Source organism: Hymenobacter terrigena, assembly GCF_054776515.1.
Genome location: NZ_BAAHBU010000002.1, coordinates 768,161 through 788,547, shown reverse-complemented (window position 1 = coordinate 788,547; position 20,387 = coordinate 768,161). Strand labels below are relative to the sequence as shown.

The window sequence follows — 20,387 nt, the reverse complement described above, 5'->3', positions numbered from 1 at the left end:
GTATGACCGTTAGCAGATTGTCGATTTCGGACTAGTACACGTCCTCCAGGTAGCGGCGCTGCTTGCGCAGGTTCTTCACGTATGCCGCCGCGTCTTCGGCCGACAGCCCGGCTTCCTTCTGCACCACTTGCGCCAGCGCCGTCTGCACCGCGCCACCAAGGCGGTTTTTATCGCCACAGACGTAGAATTGCGCGCCGTTTTCGAGCCAGCCAAATACCTCGCGGCTATTCTCCAGCAACCGGTCCTGCACATAGATTTTCTCGGTCTGGTCGCGCGAAAAGGCCACGTCGAGCTTGGCCAAGCTGCCGCGCTTGAGGTGCTGCTGCCACTCGGCCTGGTACAGGAAATCGGTGGTGAAGTGCGGGTTGCCGAACAGCAGCCAGTTGCGGCCGGTGGCGCCCAGCTCTACCCGCTCCTCCACAAAGGCGCGGAACGGCGCGATGCCGGTGCCAGCCCCAATCATGATGATGTCGGTGCCGGGGTTTTGGGGTAGCTTGAAATACTCGTTGTGCTCCACGAACACGCGCACTTCTTCGCCCACCGCCACGCGGTCGGCCAAGAACGACGAGCAGGCGCCGTGCTTGCGGCGGCCGTGGGCCTCGTAGCGCACGGCGCCCACGGTGAGGTGCACCTCGTCGGGGTGGGCCAGCAGGCTGCTGGCGATGGAATAGGCGCGGGTGGGCAGCGGACGCAGCGTGTCGGCCAGGGTCTGGGCGGTGAGCTGGTCGGTGGGGAAGTCGGTGAGCAAATCGGCCACGTCGCGGCCGTAGAGGTAGGGTTGGAGGCGCGTGGTGTCGGCCAGCAGCCCGTGCAGCTCGGCGTGCGGGGCCAGGGCAGCGTAGCGCTCCAGCACGTCGCGGGTGAGCACGGTGAGCTCGCGGCGGCTGGCCAGGGCGGCGGCCAGCGGCAGGCTTTCCGCGCCCAGCTGCACCGGCGCGGAGTCGGAGAGGCGCGCGGCCCGCAGCACTTCTTCCACCAGCGGGTCGTGGTTGCGGGGGCGCACGGCCAGCGCATCGCCGGGCGCAAAGCGCAGGCCCGAGCCGGCCAAATCCAGCTCAATATGGTACGTCTCCTTATCCGAGCCGCGCCCGTTCAGTCGGATGCTTTCCAGCACTCGCGCCGGCCAGGGGTTTTCGCGGGTGAATGTGGCGGCGATTTCAACGGGTTGAGGCGAAGCGGCCGGCACCGATGCTCCGGCTGCAACCGGAGTTTCTGCCTTGATGCCAGCGGCAGACCCATCTAGTTCTGCCAAAGCGGCCTCAATCCACTGACTTGCGGTAGCCTGATAATCCACGTCCGCATCCACGCGGTCGAGCAGGCGGGTGCCGCCCAAATCAGCCAAGCGCTGGTCGAAATCCTTGCCCGTCTGGCAGAAATGCAGGTAACTTGTATCGCCCAAGGCCAACACGGCGAAGCGCAGTTTGGGCAGCTTCGGCGCCCGGCTGCCGCTGATGAACTGGTGCAGTTCCTCGGCCGAAATGGGCGGTTCGCCCTCGCCGTGCGTGCTCACGATGACGAACAAATTCTGCTCCTGCGCCAGCTGCCGGGTGGGGTAGTCGTTCATGTCGCGCACCTCTGCCGTGAGGCCACGCTGCCTCGCTGCTTCGGCGGCCTGCTGGGCCACTTTCTTGCCGTTGCCGGTGTGCGAGCCGTACAGGATAGTCAGCTTCCCTACCGGGGCCGCCGCCACGGCGGGGGCGGACGCAGCAGCTGCAACTGCTGCGCCGCCGCTGGTGGCCTGACCGTAGAAATAGCCACTCAGCCACACCAGCTGCTGCGCCGATAGTTTGTCGGTGAGTTGCTGAAGGTGTGCTTCGTCGAGGTGAGGCGGGAGGATGGGAAAAGCAGACATAATCAGTTTAAATACAATAGAGTGGAGGCAACAGGCTGATAAGGGATTGATGCCTAAGCCACTTTCGCGTAAGTCAGCAGCTCTGGCAACAGCTCAGTTGCTACACCAGAAGCTGCTGCGGCCGGCTGCTTCATTAGCCGTACTACTTCGCCCAGCACAATCACGGCCGGCGCGCCCAGGCCAGCACGGCTGGCCCGTTCGGCGATATCGGCCACGGTGCCGGCCACTACGCGGGCAGTGGGCAAGGTGCCGTTTTGGATGATGGCGGCCGGCACCTCGGCCCCGCCGTAGCGAGCAAAGAGCGCCGCGATTTCCACCAGCCGGCCCATGCCCATCAGGATAATCGTGGTGACGCTGGGCGTCTGGGCCGCTTCCAGCAAGGCGGTCGAAAGCTGCTCATCGGCCGTGGTGGCCGTCAGCACCCGAAAGCCCTCGCTAAGGCCCCGGTGCGTGGCCGGAATGCCCACGCTGCCCGCCGCTGCCACTGCGCTGCTAATGCCCGGCACGTAGTCCGTGGCCAGCCCGTGGACTTCGGCGTACAGCATTTCCTCGCGCCCCCGGCCAAATATGAACGGGTCGCCGCCCTTCAGTCGCACCACGTGGCCGTGGCGGTACGCCTGCTGCACAATCAGGGCGTTGATGCCCTCCTGCGTATAGGCCTTGAAACCACTGCGCTTGCCCACAAAAATCAGCGGCACGCCGGGCCGCGCATGCGCCAGCAGCGCGTCATTCGCCAGCGCATCGTAGAGCACCACATCAGCCGCCGCCAATGCTTTCGCGCCTTTCAAGGTCAGCAAATCCGGGTCGCCGGGCCCGGCCCCGACAACCGTCAGGCGAGGTAAAAAGAGAGGGGAATCAGCCATGATATTCAGCAAATGCTAGATGGAAAAAGCCGCTTCGGCGGGCACTTCATCGGTGAAATACGCCGGGTCGGTGGCGGCGATGAGGCCGGCGGCCAGGGTGGCGCCGGTCTGCTCATCCACCAGGATAAAGGCCCCGGTCACGCGGTTCTGGCGGTATTCGTCGGCTACCAGCGGCAGGGCCGTTTTCAGGCGCACCCGCACGATGTCGTTGAGCTTGGCCTCGTCGGTGCCCTGGCTTTCAAAGGTTTCAATGTTGGTTTTTTGCAGGATGGTGGTCACGGCCGCTTTCACGGTGGCGGCGTGGTGCTGCACCAGCAGCTTGCGGCCGGCGCGCAGGGGCCGCTCATCCATCCAGCAGAGCGTGGCTTCCAGCTCGCGCACCACGGCCGGGTGGGCGCTGGTCGGTACGATGGTAGCGCCCCGACTCACGTCCACATCGTCGCGCAGCCGCAGCACCACGCCCTGTGGCGCGGTGCTGCTAGCTACTTCCTGCTGGTTCACTTCAATGGCCTCAATCACCGTTTCCAGGCCCGAGGGCCAGATGCGGACCCGGTCGCCCTGGCGGTAGGTGCCGCTCTGAATCCGGCCGGCGTAGCCCCGGTAGTCGGGCAGCTCTTCCGTCTGCGGCCGAATCACATATTGCACCTGAAAGCGCGGCTCGTTCGGGTTGACATCAGTGGCGGCTGGCACGCTTTCAAGATGTTCGAGCAAACTGGGCCCCTGGTACCAGGGCAGAAAATCGGAGCGACGCACCACGTTGTCGCCATTCAGCGCGCTGAGCGGAATGGCCACCACATTCGGTAGTTTCAATTGCTCGGCAATAGCGGCGTAATCGGCCACGATTTTCTGAAAAATTACTTCCTCGTGGCCCACCAAATCCATCTTGTTTACGGCCAGTACGAAGTGTTGAATGCCCAGCAGCGAAGCCAACAGTGTGTGCCGCCGGGTTTGCTCAATCACGCCCTGGCGGGCATCTACGAGCACAATGGCGAGGTCGGCATTGCTCGCGCCGGTCACCATGTTGCGGGTGTATTGCACGTGGCCCGGCGCATCGGTGATGATGAACTTACGGCGCGGCGTGGTGAAATATTTGTGCGCCACGTCGATGGTGATGCCTTGCTCGCGCTCGGCTTTGAGGCCGTCGGTGAGCAGGGCCAAATCCACGTCGCCGCCGGTGGTGGCGCGGCGCTTTTCCAGCGTGGCCAGCACGTCGAGCGACACGGAATCGCTGTCATACAGCAGGCGGCCGATGAGCGTGCTCTTGCCATCGTCGACGCTGCCGCAGGTGATAAATCGGAGAAGGTCCACTTTTGTAATGATTAATGGTTAGCGGTTAATGATTAATGGCTGGATTCAACAGGAATAATCGAGCGTTATAAGCTCGTTAATCATTGACCATTAATCACTAATCATTTAAAAATACCCGTTGCGCTTGCGGTCCTCCATCCCCGTTTCGGAGAGGTTATCGTCCAGCCGCGTCGCCCCACGCTCGCTCACTTTGGCCAGCAGCAGGTCCTGAATAATATCGTCGACCGAGGAGGCGTCGCTTTCCACGGCGGCGGTGCAGGTCGAGTCGCCCACGGTGCGGAAGCGCACGCGGCGCTGCACAATTTCGTCGGTTTCGTCAAGGTTCAGGTGCTCGCTGAAGCCGAGGAGCTGGCCGCTGGGCAGCACCACGCACTGCCGCTCGTGCGAGAAGTAAATCTCTGGCAGCTTGATGTTTTCGCGCTGGATGTAGTTCCACACGTCCAGCTCGGTCCAATTCGAGATGGGGAATACGCGCACGTTTTCGCCTTTCTGAATGCGGCCGTTGTAGATGTTCCACAGTTCCGGGCGCTGGCGCTTGGGGTCCCACTGGCCAAAGTCGTCGCGCACCGAGAAGATGCGCTCCTTGGCCCGGGCCTTCTCCTCATCGCGCCGCGCCCCGCCGATGCAGGCGTCGAACTCGAATTCCTCAATCACGTCGAGCAGCGTGTAGGTCTGGAGCGGGTTGCGGCTGGGGTACTTGCCGCCCGGCTCGCGCAGGCCGCGCTCCCGGATGGTATCTTCCACGCGGCGCACAATCAGCTTTTCGCCCAAATGCGCGGCTAGCTCGTCGCGGTAGTTGATGATTTCTTCGAAGTTGTGGCCGGTATCGATGTGCACCAGCGGGAACGGAAACTTGCCCGGCCGGAAGGCTTTTTCAGCCAGCCGCGTGAGAGCAATCGAGTCTTTGCCGCCCGAGAACAACAACGCGGGCCGCTCAAACTGGCCAGCTACTTCACGTAGAATATGAATAGCTTCGGCCTCCAGACGGTCGAGGTAATCGAGATAAGCAGCGCTTGGCATTGGCGTAGGAAGTCATGGCCCGAAAAAATCGGGCGAAATTGAAAAACCGGAAGAAGTGGGTGGGATAAGGCCCGCGAAAGGTGCCTTTGGGGAAGAATGTGGCGTCAGCGGTCCGTCCGCCGGCGCATCGGTTCGGGCCTAGCCCGGCATTCGCTCCACCACCGGGTCGAGGCCCTGGTGGGCGGTAGTGGCGTGGAGGCCGCACTCCTTAGCGGCCGCGTCTTCCCACCACCAGCGGCCGGCGCGGAAATCCTCGCCCGGCGCAATGGCGCGGGTGCATGGCGCACAGCCGATGCTTACGAATCCTTTGTTATGCAATGGGTTAACCGGAATGCCATTGGCTTGGGCAAAGGCTTCGCACTGCGCCCAGGTCCAGCCGAAGAGTGGGTGTACTTTGATGAGCTCGTGGCCAGCATCCCACTCGGCGGGGTGCATGGTCTGGCGGTTCTGCGACTGCTCGGCGCGAATGCCCGTCACCCACACCTGCTGGCCGGCCAGGGCGCGGCTCAGCGGCTCCACCTTGCGGATATTGCAGCACTCTTTCCGGTTCTCAATGCTCTCGTAGAAGCTGTTGGGGCCTTTTTGGCGGGTCAGCTCCTCAATGGCCGCCCCGTTGGGGGCAAAGACTTCGATGGGCTTTTCGTAGCGCAGCAGGGTCTTGTTCCAGGTCGAGTAAGTCTCCTGAAAATTACGGCCCGTATCGAGCGTGAAAACCCGGATAGGCAGGTCGTTTTCGAAGATGAAATGGGTGATAATCTGGTCTTCCAGACCAAAAGAGGTGGAGAAGGAAACGCGGCCGGGGAAATGGTCGGCCAACAGGGCCAGTGTTTCCGGTACCGAGCACTCGGGCAGGTAGCGGCGCAGGTCAGCGACCTGGCTTTCAAGGGGTAATGCCATGACGAGGGGAGAGTTTTTTTCCGTAGAAAAAACCAGAGAAGGCCCAAGGGGCCACAAGGTGCCGCTACGCTGTGCGCAATGAGTCAATCACCACAACGGGAGTCGGCGGGTTGGCTGCCGTGAAGCAGCCGCCGGAAGAGAAGCCCTAGTTCAACAACCAGCAATTGCCCCCAGCATACAGGCCAGGGGACGGGGCATGCAACAGCACATTCGGCGCGAAGCGGCGAGGGTGGTGGGGTGCAGGCGGCGGTTGGTGGATGTGCTCACAGCGTTTTTATATGTCAGGACTTGGCACCGTTCCAGCTAGTGGGGGTTGCCGGCGTTTCGTCGAGCCTGTCTCTCCGCGCCTCTGTATAAAAATGAATAGCGCCCCAAACGAGGGTTGCTGGGGCAAATGTAAAGGATGAAAAAGCGAAATGCCAAAATTTTGTTTCGCGGAGATGAAACTGCCCGCCTCGCAAAAGGTTTGGCGGCCGTGCTTTCGCCGCGTAATTTGCCGTGCAACCCCTGAACCCTGCGCTTGGTCTATGGGTTGCTTAAGCACTTCTAATACCTTGTTTTCTGCATGGAAGCCCTAGCTCACTCCGCCTACGTCGACATCAACGCTCCGCTGGTGGAGCGCTGCCGCCTCAACGACCGCCAGGCCCAGGCCGAAATTTACCGGCGCTACTCCAAGGCCATGTTCAACGCCGCCCTGCGCATCACCGGCGACTACGCCGAGGCGGAGGATGTGCTGCAGGAGTCGTTTCTGAGTGCTTTTCGGGAGCTGAGCGGTTATAAGGGCGACTCTTCGTTCGGCGCCTGGCTGAAGCGGATTGTGGTGAACAAAAGCATCAATTGCCTGCGGCAGCGGCGGCTGGCGCTGGTGCCGCTGGGTGAGCAGCACCACGAAGAGCCCGCCGAAACCGCCGCCCATTCGCCCGAGGACGAGGCCGACCTGCACTACCGCGCCGACGTGCTGCGCCGCTGCATTCAGGAGTTGCCCGATGGCTACCGCGTGGTGCTGAGCCTGTATTTGCTCGAAGGCTACGACCATCTCGAAATCGCCGGCATCCTGGGCATTTCCGAATCTACTTCCAAATCGCAGTACAGCCGGGCACGGGTTCGGCTGCGCGAATTAGCCGCTCAGCGCGGCCTTAGCTAAGTTTTTATCCGTTATCACTAGTCATTTAACCGTCAACTACCCTTCATCCTTTTTCGCCCGGCCGCGGTTTTCGTATAGCCCCGTGGCCCGCCCTGAACCTGGACGAACCGTGCGTCTGCTACTCATTCATGGATACCAAGAAAAATAATTCTCTCGAAACCTTCGTCGAGCGGCACCGTGCCGATTTCGACACCCACGAGCCGCGCCCCGACCTCTGGGCTGCGCTGGAGGAGCAACTCAACGCCGCCATGCCCGCTTCCCCGGCCATGCGCCTGGCCGAAGTTTCGGAAGTGCCTTTGGTGGCACCCACCGTGGCGGTTGCGGCTTCTGTAAATCAGCCCGAAGCCAGTCTCCGCTGGTTTCAGCGCTACGGTGTAGCGGCGGCTTTGGCCCTGCTTGTGTTCGCTGCCGGGGCCAGCGAAGCCTGGAAGTCTCGCAGTGCCGCGCCCGAAACGGCTGTAGCAGCCGCACCGGCTGCGACGCTCGGCAGTGCCACTAATGAGCCCGACGCCGCCCTGTACCAGGGTGGCAACCCGCTTTCCCTCACCGCCGCCGAGCACACCACCGGGGCCGACAGCCAGTTGGTGCGCGCCGTGCGCGGCATGGAAGCCTACTACACCAACCAACTGGCCCGCCGCCAAACCGAACTGAGCCAGCTGAACGGTCCCGGCATGGCCGCCATGAACGCCGATTGGCAGCACGAGCTGGTGTCGCTCGATTCCAGCTACCGCGAGCTCAAGCAGCAGCTGCTGCACCACCCGCAGCCCGATGCCGTGCTCACGGCCATGAACCGCAACCTGCAAATCCGCCTCGACATTCTGGACCGGCAACTGAACCTGGGCAATAACGCCCAAGCTGCTCCCAACAACAGTTCTTACGTGCTGGCCGACAGCCGGCGCCAAGCCGAATGAACCAGTCCCTGGTTTTCCGATTAGGCCGCCTGTTGGCGCTGAGCGGCGGGCTGCTGGGGCTGTTGACCCCGCTTGGCGTTCAAGCCCAGGACCGCCCGACCCGATGGGTGGTCGTCGGCCACGGCATAGCCATCAATATTCTTTCCCCCGAAGCGCGCCGGGCCGAAGCTGCCCTGTTTGGTGATGAGCAGGAGCAAGGGCCCCAACCCCAGCAGCAGAACCCGCTGGTGGACCAGACGGACGACCAGGGCAGCGCCAGCTTGCAGGTGGAGCAGCGTCGCCACCTCGTGCGCAGCTACGCGGTGCCGAAAACCGGCCGGCCGTTTTCGCTCGATACGCGCTACGGCCGGGTGCAAATCAACCCCTGGAATAAGAAGGAAATCAAGGTGGATGCCGAACTGGTGGCGCGCTCCGAAAGCGACGCCGGGGCCCGCCAGATTCTCGATGCGCTGGGCGTGCAGTGGCTCGATTACGACGCCAAAACCGGCGGCGTGGCCGTGAGCACGCAGTTTGGCCCCGCGCTGCGCGGCCGGGCTGGCGGCTGCCGCTACGAGGTGAACTACACCGTGTGGCTGCCCCGCACCACGGCCCTGAAAATCTACAACAACTTCGGCGAAGTGACCCTGGCCGGCGATGTGAGCGGCCCCACCGAGCTGGCCGTGGAATATGGAACCCTGCGCACCGCCCGCCTCGAAGGGCCGCGCAATCTCGTGCGTATCGGCAATGGCGACTGCCGCATTGCCTTCGCCGGTCGCGCCAGCATCGATGCCAGCTACGCCCAACTGCGCCTCGATACGGGCACGACGGTGGACCTGCGCAACAACTATTCTGACGTGGATATCGGCACCGTGCAGGACCTGACGGTGCACAGCAAGTACGGCGACGTGGCCCTGGGCACCGTGCGCAACCTGCGCGGCTCGTCGGGCTACTCGCGCTTCACCATCGAAAAACTGGACGAAGCCCTCGACATGGCCCTGCGCTATTGCCCCGATTTCGTGGTGCGCGACATGGGGGCCAATTTCCGCCAGGTAAACCTCGACGGTGGTTTCAGCACCATCCGGTTGGGCTTCGCCGAGGCTCCGGCCTTCCGCTTCGATGTGAGCACCGAGCAAGGCCAACTGTTGGTCGATAGAAACCTGGTGCGCGTGCTCTCGCAGGAAAACGGCCCGCAAACCAGCGACGTGCTGGGCACCTTCGGGGCGGCCGCCCCGGCGCGGAAAGCCGGCAACGTGAACATCAAAGTGCGCTACGGCACGGTGCGGTTCAGCAAGTAGGGGCGGGGCTGGCACCGCACGCAGAAGCGCCACAAGCAAACAGACGGCTCAAAGTCGTCTGTTTGCTTGTGGCGCTTCTGCGTGTAGAGTTAGTGGCAGACTATGCTCTGCAAATATGGCTTTTACGAGATTAAATCTGCTTCCCGAAGCTAAGCAGCGAAAGCGATGTTTCAGTTGAAAAGTGTGGAATCAGGGCCTGGTTTTTTGGCAGGGCTGCTGCCACCGTTTGGCTGCCTGCAAGCTCCATTGGCGCAAGCTGGTGTGCCGGAGGTGTTTGGCGATTGCGGCGTTTGGGCTTAGCTTGCCTGATGCTTCGGTACGGTGCAAACACCAATTACCGATGTCAAGCTGTTGCCGGAGTCTTATTAGTACGGGCTTAGCCAAATGATTTTGCACGGTTATTTCGTTTTTGTAGTGCAGATAATTAGCAGTAATTAATTGATAATAAATGCGGACCATTGGCGAGTGGGGGCAATTGTAGGCGTTGCCTGTGATGCTGTGTTGCCTGACTGGTAGCGGGGCAGTGCGGGTGCGCTTGGCCATGCTGCCATACCCGATGGACCCGCATTTTTGTAAATTTTGTGGCTAAGCAAATAGTGCATTGGATAATAATTGGACCAAAACATAATCTTCAACCCTTCAAGATTTAATATGCAAAAACCTTTACAGTGTGAAAATACGGTCCAATTGGAGCGGCCTTTCAATTACACGGCTCGTTGGGGGCGGCTACTGGCGGTGCTGGTACTGCTGCTGGTCAACGCAGGCAGTACCTGGGCGCAGCTTTCTGGCACTAAGACCATTCCGGGTAATTATGCCTCGCTCACGGCTGCTTTCGCCGACCTGGCAGCGCAGGGCATGAGCGGGCCTGTCGTGCTGGAACTGCAGGTGGGCTATGCCCCCACCGCCACTGAAACAACCAGCGGCATTACGTATAGTTACAGCGGAGCTACGGCTACGAACACCGTAACCATTCGGCCAGCGGCCGGGGCCACGAACCTGACCATTGCGAGCGCGGCTGCCCAAACCTTCAACATTAGTGGCGGCAAATACCTCGTGCTGGACGGCCGCCCCGGAGGCACGGGCACGGCACTCGAATTGACAGTCGCCAATACTTCTACTTCGGGCGTCGCCATTCAATTTACCAGCGACGCTAACAACAACATCGTGCAGTATTGCCAGGTGAAAGGCGTGAATACTTCCATTACAGGCGGCGTCATCACGTTCACGAGCACGGCGACTGCGGGCGGCAACAGCAACAACACCATTCAGAACAACCGGATTAGCGACGGGGCCACCACGCCCAATAACCTAATCTACTCGGTGGGCTCGGCCACCACGACGGCTGCCAACCGGGCCAATAGTGTGCTCAACAACGAGTTGTTTAACTTCTTTAACGCGGGGGCCAGTTCATCGGCTATTAACCTGGCCAATACCAATCCGAATGGTAATACGGGTTGGAGCATCAGCGGCAACAGCATTTACCAGACGGTAGCCCGCACCTACACCACCAGCGCCCTGCATTACGGCATCATCATCGGTACCGGAGCGGGGTATACCGTTACGGGCAACTTTATTGGGGGTACGGCGGCGTTTGCAGCCAGCGGCACCTTCACGCTAACAAGCACGGTAGCCACCCGATTTGCCGGCATTCAAGGCACTTTCACCGCGGGAGCGGCCAGCAGCATTCAGGGCAATACGGTGCGTCGCATTTCGCTTACCACCAGCAGCGGGGCTGCTACTGGTTCGGGAGTGCTGGCCGGCATTTATGTGGCCGGCGCCGGCGATGCGCAGGTAGGCACTACCACCGCCAACACCATCGGTGATGCTACCCTGGCCAATGGCCTCAGCGCCACTCCTTCAAATAATGGGGGCACAGTAGTTGGCATTTCGACCGCGGCTTCGGGCACTGTGAGTATCAGCAACAATTCCGTCAACGGGCTTAGTGCGGCGGGTTCCACGATAAGCATTGCTCCCCTTACGGTGGGCATCATGCTGGGCGCGGGCACGCCGACCGTGGCGGGCAACACCATCAGCGGAAACCAGGTTGCCGGGGCTCAAGGGACACTTTATGGCATCTTGGGTGGTACAGCCAGCAACTACGCTACCACGGTTTCAGCTACGAACAACACCATCACCAACAATACGATTCCTAACACGACGGGCTCTACTTCCTCGTCTGTCTACGGCTACTACAATCTTGGTAGCTCAACCGCAGAAACCCTGACGGGCAACACTATTACCGGCCTGGCTATTGGGGGCGCGGGTACGGCCACCGGCCACACGGTGCGAGGAATTAACATTAATACTGGCTCGACCGATGTGCAGGTAATCACCGGCAATACCATTGGCGGGCTGGCCATTAGCGGCAGCGGCAGCGGAGCGGTTGGAGGAATAAACCTTGCCACCGGTGGTGCTACCGGTACCAGCATTGCCCGCAATAAGATTTACGACCTGAGCGCGTCCGGGGCAAGTGGTTCTGCCCTCGGCATTGCGATAGGTGGCGGCGGCACCTACCCCATCAACAACAACCTGATTGGCGACCTGCGCACGCCGGCCGCCACCGGCACCACGGCCATTGCGGGCCTGAACATCACCGGCGCCACGGCCGTCAATGCCTACTACAACACCATTTACCTGAACGCCACCAGCACCGGGGCCACCTTCGGCACCTCGGGCATTTTTGCCAATACCACGACCACGGTGGACCTGCGCAACAACATTGTGGTGAATACCTCCACGGCCAAGGGCGCTGCCCTTACCGCCGCCTACCGCCGTAGCAGCACCACGCTCACCACTTACGCCACGGGCTCGAACAACAACCTGTTTTACGCCGGCACGCCGGCGGCTACGCAGGTTGTTTTCAACGATGGCACGAGCAGCGACCAGACCCTGGCGGCCTACAAAACCCGCGTCAGCTCCCGCGACGCGGTTTCGATAACGGAAAACCCGCCCTTTGCCAGCACTACCGGCACGGCCAGCAGCTTTCTGCACATCAACCCCGCCGTGGCGACGCAAGTGGAAAGCGGCGGCCAGTCCATTAGCGGCATCACCACCGATTATGATGGAGATACTCGCAACTCGCCGTCCGATATCGGTGCCGATGAGGGCACTTTCACAGTTAACGACCTGACGCCGCCCACCATCAGCTTCACCCCGCTGGCCACCACCCCCTCCACCGCCGACCGCACCCTGACCGCGACGATAACCGACGCGGGCTCGGGTGTGGCCCCGGCCACGGTGCTACTGTACTACCGCAAGGCGGGCGGCAGCTACGCCGCTACGGCCGGCACGCTGGCCAGCGGCACTGCCGCCAATGGCACCTACACCTTTACCCTGCCCGTCAGCACCCTCGGCCTGACGGGCGGCAACACGGTGGAATACTACGTGGTGGCCCAGGACGTGGCCGGCAACTCGGCGGTGAGCACCAGCACCGGGGGCTCGGCGGCCGGCAGTGGCCCGCCGGCCACCCCCGCGGCCTACGTCATCCAAATCACCTACAGCGGCAATTACACCATCCCGACCGATTTCCCGACCCTCACGGGCGCGGGCGGCTTGTTCGACCAACTCAACAACAACGTAGTGGGCGGCAACCTGACCGTCAGCATCGCCGCCAACCTGACGGAGCCGGGCACAGTGGCACTCAACCAGTTTGCGGCCGGCTACACCCTCGCCATTCAGCCGGATGGCACCACGGAGCGGCTCATCAGCGGGAGCTACGCCAGCAGCGGCACGGCCAGCCTCAACGGCCTGATTCGCCTGAACGGGGCCGACAACGTGACCTTCACGGGCACCGACAACGGCAAGTACCTGCGTTTCCGCAATACGGGCAGTGCGCCGGTTTTCCTGTTGCTGAACGGGGCCAACAATAATACCCTCACCTACGCCACCGTGGAGGGTACGTTCGTGAACTCGGCGGCGGGCACGATTACGCTGGACGGCAGCACGGCCAACAGCGGCAACACGTTTGCCTACAACGACGTGCGCGACCGTTCGGATGCCGCCAGTACCGTGTCGTTGAACGGCTTTTACGCCAGCGGCACCAACCAGGCGACGACCATCAAAGGCAATGCCATCCGTAACTTTTCGGGGGCGGGCATTTTCGTGGCTTCCAGCGCAGTCGGCGACGGCTGGGTAGTAGGCGGCAGCACCGCGGCCGATGGGAACCGGATTTATCAGGAGGCCAGCCGGACCACGGCCATCATCGGCATTCAGCTGCAAGCCGGCAACGGCCACACCATTCGCTACAACAGCGTCTATCAGGCGGCGGGCACGCTGAGCGCGGCCTTCACTGGCATTGCCCTCGCGGGCGGCGGCACGGGCCACACCGTGAGCGACAACACCATTGGCGGGGCTGCGGCCGATGCGTCGGGCACGCCCCTGACCAGCACCGCCGCTGTCACGGGCATCAGCCTGGCCGTGGGCGGCACCCTGGCTTCGGGCAGCACCACCGTGCAGGGCAACCTGGTGCGCAACATCACCGCCTCGACCACGGCCGGGGCCGTCACGGGCATCACGGCCACGGCCGGGGCCGTGAATATTGGCCCGGCTACCGGCACTACCGGCGGCAACACCATCGGCGATGCTACGGCCACGTTGGGCCTCACGGCCAGCGCCACCAGCTACGGCATCAACCTGACCTCAGCTGCCGCGACGGCCAACGTGCGCTACAACACCATCACCAACCTGATGCTGAGCAGCACCACCAGCGGCAGCACGGCCACGGCCAACGCCTCGCTCTACGGCATTCTGGCGAGCGGCGCCAACAACAGCGCCCACACTATCAGCTACAATACCATCAGCAACATCAGGGCGCTGGATGGCACCACCAAAAGCAAAGGCATTACGCTGCGCGGCATCCAAACCAGTGGTGCGGCCGCTACGCCGGTACTGGAGGGCAACCAGATAAGTAATCTGTTGAACTACTCCGTTATCAACACTTCGCCGGCGTTTTCCACTTCCACGATTGGCATTCTGGTGAGCAGCACCGGGCTGACCACCGTGCGGGCCAACCAGATAAGTGCCGTGCAAAGCCTGAGCACGGCTGCTTCCAGCGGCGTAGTCAACAACGGGGTGACGGGCTTGTCGGTAAGTGGCGCGGGCGCGGGCAGCCTGACCACGGGCAACCGCATCTGGAACGTGCTGGCGTCGAGTGTGAGCACGGGTTCGGTGGCCGATGTGGTGAACGGCCTGCAAATAGCGGGTGCTGCTTCTGTTACCGTCGCCAATAATCAGGTTTCCCTGCCTGCCGGCACCAATGGGCAGTCAGGGCTCATCAGCGGCATGCTGGACGTAGGCACCGGCACGGTGGGCTACTACTACAACTCGGTATACCTCGCGGCCGGCGATGGCCTGGGCAACACGTTTGCTTTTCAACGCAACGGCACGTCTGCCGTCACGCTGCGTAACAACATTTTCTACAACGAGCGCACCGTGACCAGCGGCACCGCCGTGGCCAACTACGCCATTGGCAACACCAATGGCGCCGCCACCGGCTGGGCGGCTGGGGCCTCCAACTACAACCTGCTGGTGACGGCCGACAACGCGAAAGTGAGCAACTGGCTGGGCACCGGCTCCGACTTAGCGGGCTGGAAAGCCGCCTCGGCCGGCGATGCTAACTCTTATTACTACCTGCCCACGGCCCCGGAAGTGGGCGGCGCGGCGGCTGGCCTCTTCAACGCCCCCCTAGCTGGTGACCTTGCCATCAAGCTGAGCTTCGCCACGGTGGTTTCGCCCATCGAATCGGGGGGCATTGCCCTGGCCGGTACGGTTGATAACGACTACCAGGGCGACATCCGTCAGGGCAGCCCCGGCTACGCGGGCACCGGCACGGCCCCCGACCTGGGCTCCGATGAGTACGCCGGCACCCCGGCTCCGGCGCTGGCCTTTGCCTGCTCCGGCGTGGCCGTGACGCAAACGACTACCAACGTGTACGCCGGCACCACCAACCAGGTCGTGCTGCGCGTGGCCCTGGCCGTTACCGGCACCGTCGGCACCCTGAGCGCAACCAGCTTCAGCTTTAACGCTGGTGGCACCACGGGCAGCGGCACGCCTTCCAACATCACCAACGCCAAATTCTACTTCACCGGCAGCAGCAGCACCTTTGCGGCCACCACGGCCTTTGGTGCCACGGTAGCCGCGCCTACTTTCGCGCCCGATTTCACCTTCACGGGCAACCAGGCGCTGCAAACGGGCACCAACTACTTTTTCCTGACTTACGACGTGCCTGCCGGAGCCACCGGCGATGTGGTTGACGGGGTGCTCACGGGCGTCACGGTAGGGGCAATCAGCTGCCCCGTGCCCGCCACCACCGGCGACCCGGCCGGCAGCCGCACCGTCCTCGGGCCGCTGTTTGGCGACTACACCGTGGGCCGCACCGGCCTTGGCACCAACCGCAGTGGCGCGGCTGGCGAAGACTTCGCCAGCCTCAAGCTGGCTCTGGCCGACCTGGGCCTGCGCGGCCTGCGCACCAACGCCGGCGACACCGGCGTGCGCCTGCTGCTCACCAACAACGCGGCCACCACCGGCAGCTACGACGCTGCCAGCGGCGGCGAGACGTTCCCGCTCACCATTGGCGCGGTGGCGGGCAGCTCGGCCGCTCGCCGGGTGGTCATCAGGCCCCAAACGGGCGTGGTGGCGGCCATTTCGGGTTCCGATGCCAAGGCCATTTTGCTGCTCGATGGGGCCGATTACGTGACCATCGACGGCTCGAATGCCGCCGGTACCGACCGCAGCCTGACCATCAGCAACACCAGCGCCAGCAGCAGCAGCACCGTCATCTACGGCCAGACGGCTAGCTCCGGCACCAATCCCGCCACCCTCAACACCCTGCAAAACCTGAACGTGGTAGGCAGTGGCCCGACTCAGACTCTGATGGGCATCGGTTTCGGCAGCACTACGCCCGGGCTCACCAGCCTGGGCACGGGCAACAATGGCAACCAGGTGCTGAACAACAGCATCCGGGCCGTGCAGGCGGGCATTTACTCGCAGGGAGCCACGCTGGCCAATAAAAACACCAGCACCATCATCGTCGGCAACGACCTGAGCAGTGCCTCGCCCGCCAACGTGGGCCGTTTCGGCATTTACGTGGGTTTTGAGGATGGCATTGTCATCAGCCAGAACCTGGTGGGGGGCATCAGCTTCAACACTGATGCCGCAGGCATCGACGTAGGGGCCGTGTCATCTATCAGCAATGCCAGCCCTACCGGCAACCAGGTAGTGAACGCCACCATCAGCCGCAACAACGTGAGCGGCGTGGTGGCGAGCGGTGCCAGCTCGGCCGTGGGCATCCTGGTGGCAGGGGCGGCCACCGGCACCAACACGGTGGTCAACAACCAGATTTCGGGCGTGACCAGCAACTCAACTGTGAATGACGTGACCGTGGGCCTATACCTGGGCGGCATCAGCGGCTCCACTACCAACGTGTATTTCAACACCGTAAGCCTGACCGGCGACCGGGGCGCGGGCACCACCTCGCCCAGCCTGGCCCTGGCCATCGGGGCCGCTGCTACCGTGAACGTGCGCGACAACATTCTGGTGAACACCCAGACCACGGCCGGCACCGGCAGCAGCTACGCCATTGGCCTGAACTACACCGCCTATACGGCGCTGGCTTCGGACTACAACGACCTGTACACCAGCGGGGCCAACGCGCGGTTTGCCACGGTGAACGGCTACACTTCTACCACGAACACCACCCTGGCCCAGTGGCGCACCACCACCGGCAAAGACGCCAATTCCATCAGCAACGACCCCATCTTCGCGGGTGCTACGCTGCTGCCGACGGCCTGCGCCCTCGACGGAGCCGGCGTAAGCATCATCGACCCGCTGACTGCGACCAACTACCTCGACTACGCCAACACGCTGCGCAGCACCCCGCCCGACCTGGGGGCCCTGGAATTTGTGCCCACGCCGACCAACGACCTGCAGCTGCTGGCCCTGACCGCCCCCACCGGCACCGCCTGCCGCAGCACCGCTGAGCCTCTGAGCGTGCAGTTGCGCAACAACGGCTGCGCCCAGACCTTCTCGGCCGGCAACCCGCTCACCATCACGGTGAGCGTGACCCGGCCGGATGCCACGGTGGTGCCCGTCACCATCAGCGTGACGACGGGCAGCCTGGCCGCCGGCGCTACCACCACCTATTCCGCTAGCTTCGACATGACCGATGCCGGCACCTACAGCCTGACGCCAACCCTGGCGTATGCCGGCGACCAGACGGCTTCTAACAACAGCACGGCCGCCGTGACGGCCGTCAGCACCAACCCGGTGCTAACGACCACGCCGGTGCCCGCGCAGTGCGGTCCCACCAACTCGTTCAGCATTTCGGCGGCCAACAGCAGCAACCAGACGTTTGTGGGAACCGTGAGCGGCTCGGTAAGCCCTAACGTGACCATTCCCGATAATTCTACCACCGGGGTATCGTCGGCCATCACCCTGGCTACGGTTGGCACCGCTGCCATCAGTTCTGGCAGCACGGTTCAGGTCACGCTCAACATCAACCATACGTATGTGGGCGACCTGCGCATTTTCCTGGTTGACCCCAGCAACACCCGCACCCTGGAACTCATCGACCAGAAGGGCTCAAGCGGCCATAACTTTACCAACACGGTGCTGCGCACCGGGGCGGCCACCAGTATTTCTACTGTTGCTGCCGCCGACGCGCCCTTCACCGGGACCTATGCCCCTGAGAAAACCACCGGCCAAGCCGCCAACGCCACATACACCACCCTGTATAGCCTGCCTACCGGCGTGCTGAATGGGGCAAGCATCAACGGCGCCTGGAAGCTGTGGCTGTTTGACGTTGTATCGGGCGATGCCGGTACCCTAGCCAACTGGAGCCTGTCCATCACCGACGCGGGCATTCCCACGCCTTTCACCACCACTATTGCCGGCCCCGGCACGGTGGGGGCGGTGAGCTACTCGGGCACCAATAACGCCAATGCCACGGCCCCGGTGACCAATGCCCCGGTGGGCACCAATACCTACACCATCACCACGACTGACCCCAGCGGCTGCGCCAAAACGGTGACTCAGCAGGTAATCGTGCGGCCCTTGCCCACCTTCAGCACCACACAAACCAACGTGAGTTGCTTCGGGGGTAACTCGGGCAGCATCGCCGTGACGGCGGCGGGCGGCACGGCGCCTTACTCGTATTCCATCGACAACGGCGCGAACTATGTGTCCAGCGCCACCAACCCCTACACGTTCACGGGCCTGGCCCCTGGTACCTATCAGGTACTGGTGCGGGGCCAGTTCTGCGCGGCGGCGGTTCAGTCCGTCACCATCACGGGCCCGGCTTCGGCCACGGCCGTGACGACCACCGAAACCGATGAAACCGCCGCCGGTGCCAACGACGGCACGGTGACGGCCACCGGCAACGGGGGCACCAGTCCCTACCAGTATAGCCTCGACGGGACGAACTTCGTACCTGCCACGGCCACGGCCGGTGCTTACACCTTCACGGGCGTAATGGCCGGCAGCTACACCGTGACGGTGCGCGACGCCAATGCCTGCACAGCCACGACCACCGTGGCGGTGGGCACCGCCGCCTGCACCGCCACCACCTACACCGGCGCGGCGCCCGGCGACGGCAGCAACTGGTTTAACCCGGCCAACTGGACGGCCTGCGTGCCCTCCCGCACCGTGGACGCGCTTGTGCCAGCCGGCCTGGCCAACTACCCGAACCTGAGCACGACGGCCACCGCCGAAGTGCGCAACCTGACGCTCTACAACGGTGCCCAGCTGGCCCAGAGCGCCGGCCTGCTGAACGTGTATGGCAACCTGACCAGCAACACGCCCACCGCCAACGCCACCCTGACCGGGGGCGCAGTGGCCTTTGTGGGCAGCGTGGCCCAGAACTTGGACGGTGCCCAGCCGCTGAGCTTCTTCCAGCTGTCGGTGAACAAGGCCGATACCCTGCACGTGAACACCAACCAAACGGTGGCCAATGCCCTGGTGCTGACCAACGGCATTCTGAAAACCTACGTGCTGGCCAGCAGCCACAAAATCAGCCTGACCGGCAGCGCCACCATCGCCGAAACCAGCACCAGCTTCGTGCTGGGCGATGTGGAGGTGCCCGCCGCCGACCTGAGCACCGACAACAGCACAAGCAGCTTTTCCGGCCTGGGCCTCACGCTCACCGCGCACGCCCTGAAAACCGACAACGCCACCCCGGCCGCGCTGCCGGGCCTGACCACGGTAATGCGCAGCACCGGCACGCCTCTCTACGGCGTGACGCCGGCTGGGGGCACCCGCAGCCGCAGTATCCGCCGCCGCTTCACCATCACGCCCGTCAACGATACCAACCTGAACGTGGACATGGTGTTTGGCTACAACAACTCGGCGTTTGAGTTGAACAACATCAGCGAAACCAGCCTGCGCCTCTTCAGCGCTCCGGCCCTTGCCGGCCCGTTTGCTTACGCGGGCGGCACCCCGAATACCACGGCTCATACAGTGAGCAGGACTGACCTGGACCACCTGTCCGTCTGGACATTGGGCGATGCCGAGGCGCCGTTGCCTGTGGAGCTGAGCAGCTTCGTGGCCGAGCGCCAGGGCACCAACGCGGCCCTGGCTTGGACCACCGCCAGCGAGAAGAACAACCGCGGCTTTGCCGTGCAGGTAAGCACCGACGGCCGCAGCTTCCGCGAGTTGGGCTTTGTGGCCGGCGCTGGCAGCGGCACCGCCCCGCACGCCTATTCGTTCCTCGACCAGGAAGCCAGCAAAGCCGGCTTGCGCTACTACCGCCTACGCCAGCTTGACTTGGATGGCACGGCCACGTTCTCGCCCGTCCGCACCGTTACCTTCGGCCCGGCCGAGGCCCCGGCCCTGCGCCTGACGGCCGCGCCCAACCCGTTCCGGCAGTCCCTCACCCTGACCGTGGACGTGCCCCTGGGCACGGCCTTTACCCCGGCCCAGCTTACCCTGACCGATGCCGCCGGCCGCTCCCTGCTGAAGCAGGGCACGGCCTCGCTGCTGCCCGGTACAAATAAGGTGGAGCTGCTCGAACTGGCCAGCCTGGCTAGTGGCGTGTACTTCGTGCATCTGGCCCTGCCCGGCCAGCCCGCTCAGCACCTGAAGGTGGTGAAGGAATAACCGCCATTTGTCCTTGTTTGCCCAACGCCC

Annotated in this window: 9 protein-coding genes and 1 riboswitch; of the genes, 4 read left to right on the top strand and 5 right to left on the bottom strand. The window is 63.2% G+C overall.

All coding sequences use genetic code 11. The annotated features are described in order from the left end of the window. Positions 1 to 31: 31 nt before the first annotated feature. The 5 genes from ACYU7Q_RS10105 to ACYU7Q_RS10085 form a co-directional block, all read right to left on the bottom strand. Entirely contained in the window at positions 32 to 1,852 is a 1,821-nt protein-coding gene (locus ACYU7Q_RS10105; protein ID WP_460609333.1) for a diflavin oxidoreductase, read from the bottom strand. Positions 1,853 to 1,905: 53 nt separating this feature from the next. Continuing rightward, positions 1,906 to 2,715: a uroporphyrinogen-III C-methyltransferase gene (gene cobA, locus ACYU7Q_RS10100; protein WP_460609332.1), complete on the bottom strand. Its 810-nt coding sequence runs from the start codon at positions 2,713 to 2,715 to the stop codon at positions 1,906 to 1,908. Positions 2,716 to 2,730: 15 nt separating this feature from the next. After that, a complete protein-coding gene (locus ACYU7Q_RS10095) occupies positions 2,731 to 4,023 on the bottom strand; it encodes a sulfate adenylyltransferase subunit 1 (RefSeq protein WP_460609331.1) in 1,293 nt (430 codons plus the stop codon). Positions 4,024 to 4,128: 105 nt separating this feature from the next. Next, positions 4,129 to 5,043 carry a sulfate adenylyltransferase subunit CysD gene (cysD, locus tag ACYU7Q_RS10090; RefSeq protein WP_460609330.1) on the bottom strand — a complete coding sequence of 305 codons (915 nt, stop codon included), beginning with the start codon at positions 5,041 to 5,043 and terminating at the stop codon, positions 4,129 to 4,131. A 138-nt stretch (positions 5,044 to 5,181) separates the two neighbouring features. After that, a complete protein-coding gene (locus ACYU7Q_RS10085; protein WP_460609329.1) occupies positions 5,182 to 5,940 on the bottom strand; it encodes a phosphoadenosine phosphosulfate reductase family protein in 759 nt (252 codons plus the stop codon). A gap of 271 nt (positions 5,941 to 6,211) precedes the next feature. Next, a riboswitch (SAM riboswitch) is annotated at positions 6,212 to 6,300 on the bottom strand. Between the two features lie 205 nt (positions 6,301 to 6,505). Between ACYU7Q_RS10085 and ACYU7Q_RS10080 the strand changes: the two genes are divergently transcribed. From ACYU7Q_RS10080 to ACYU7Q_RS10065, 4 genes are all read left to right on the top strand, one after another. After that, complete coding sequence (locus tag ACYU7Q_RS10080) at positions 6,506 to 7,084, top strand: RNA polymerase sigma factor (RefSeq protein WP_460609328.1); 579 nt, start codon at positions 6,506 to 6,508, stop codon at positions 7,082 to 7,084. A 128-nt stretch (positions 7,085 to 7,212) separates the two neighbouring features. Beyond that, on the top strand, positions 7,213 to 7,995 hold the full coding sequence (locus ACYU7Q_RS10075; RefSeq protein WP_460609327.1) for a hypothetical protein: 783 nt from the start codon (positions 7,213 to 7,215) through the stop codon (positions 7,993 to 7,995). After that, positions 7,992 to 9,269, top strand: coding sequence for a hypothetical protein (locus ACYU7Q_RS10070; protein ID WP_460609326.1), 1,278 nt, complete (start codon positions 7,992 to 7,994; stop codon positions 9,267 to 9,269). Before ACYU7Q_RS10075 ends, ACYU7Q_RS10070 begins: the two co-directional genes overlap by 4 nt. A gap of 651 nt (positions 9,270 to 9,920) precedes the next feature. Further along, on the top strand, positions 9,921 to 20,357 hold the full coding sequence (locus tag ACYU7Q_RS10065) for a beta strand repeat-containing protein (protein WP_460609325.1): 10,437 nt from the start codon (positions 9,921 to 9,923) through the stop codon (positions 20,355 to 20,357). Positions 20,358 to 20,387 lie beyond the last annotated feature (30 nt).

Excerpts from the sequence above, each read along its gene's own strand:
- ACYU7Q_RS10070 (WP_460609326.1), top strand. The coding sequence starts at position 7,992 with ATGAACCAGTCCCTGGTTTTCCGATTAGGCCGCCTGTTGGCGCTGAGC.
- cobA (WP_460609332.1), bottom strand. The coding sequence starts at position 2,715 with ATGGCTGATTCCCCTCTCTTTTTACCTCGCCTGACGGTTGTCGGGGCC.
- ACYU7Q_RS10105 (WP_460609333.1), bottom strand. The coding sequence starts at position 1,852 with ATGTCTGCTTTTCCCATCCTCCCGCCTCACCTCGACGAAGCACACCTT.
- cysD (WP_460609330.1), bottom strand. The coding sequence starts at position 5,043 with ATGCCAAGCGCTGCTTATCTCGATTACCTCGACCGTCTGGAGGCCGAA.
- ACYU7Q_RS10065 (WP_460609325.1), top strand. The coding sequence starts at position 9,921 with ATGCAAAAACCTTTACAGTGTGAAAATACGGTCCAATTGGAGCGGCCT.
- ACYU7Q_RS10075 (WP_460609327.1), top strand. The coding sequence starts at position 7,213 with ATGGATACCAAGAAAAATAATTCTCTCGAAACCTTCGTCGAGCGGCAC.
- ACYU7Q_RS10085 (WP_460609329.1), bottom strand. The coding sequence starts at position 5,940 with ATGGCATTACCCCTTGAAAGCCAGGTCGCTGACCTGCGCCGCTACCTG.
- ACYU7Q_RS10080 (WP_460609328.1), top strand. The coding sequence starts at position 6,506 with ATGGAAGCCCTAGCTCACTCCGCCTACGTCGACATCAACGCTCCGCTG.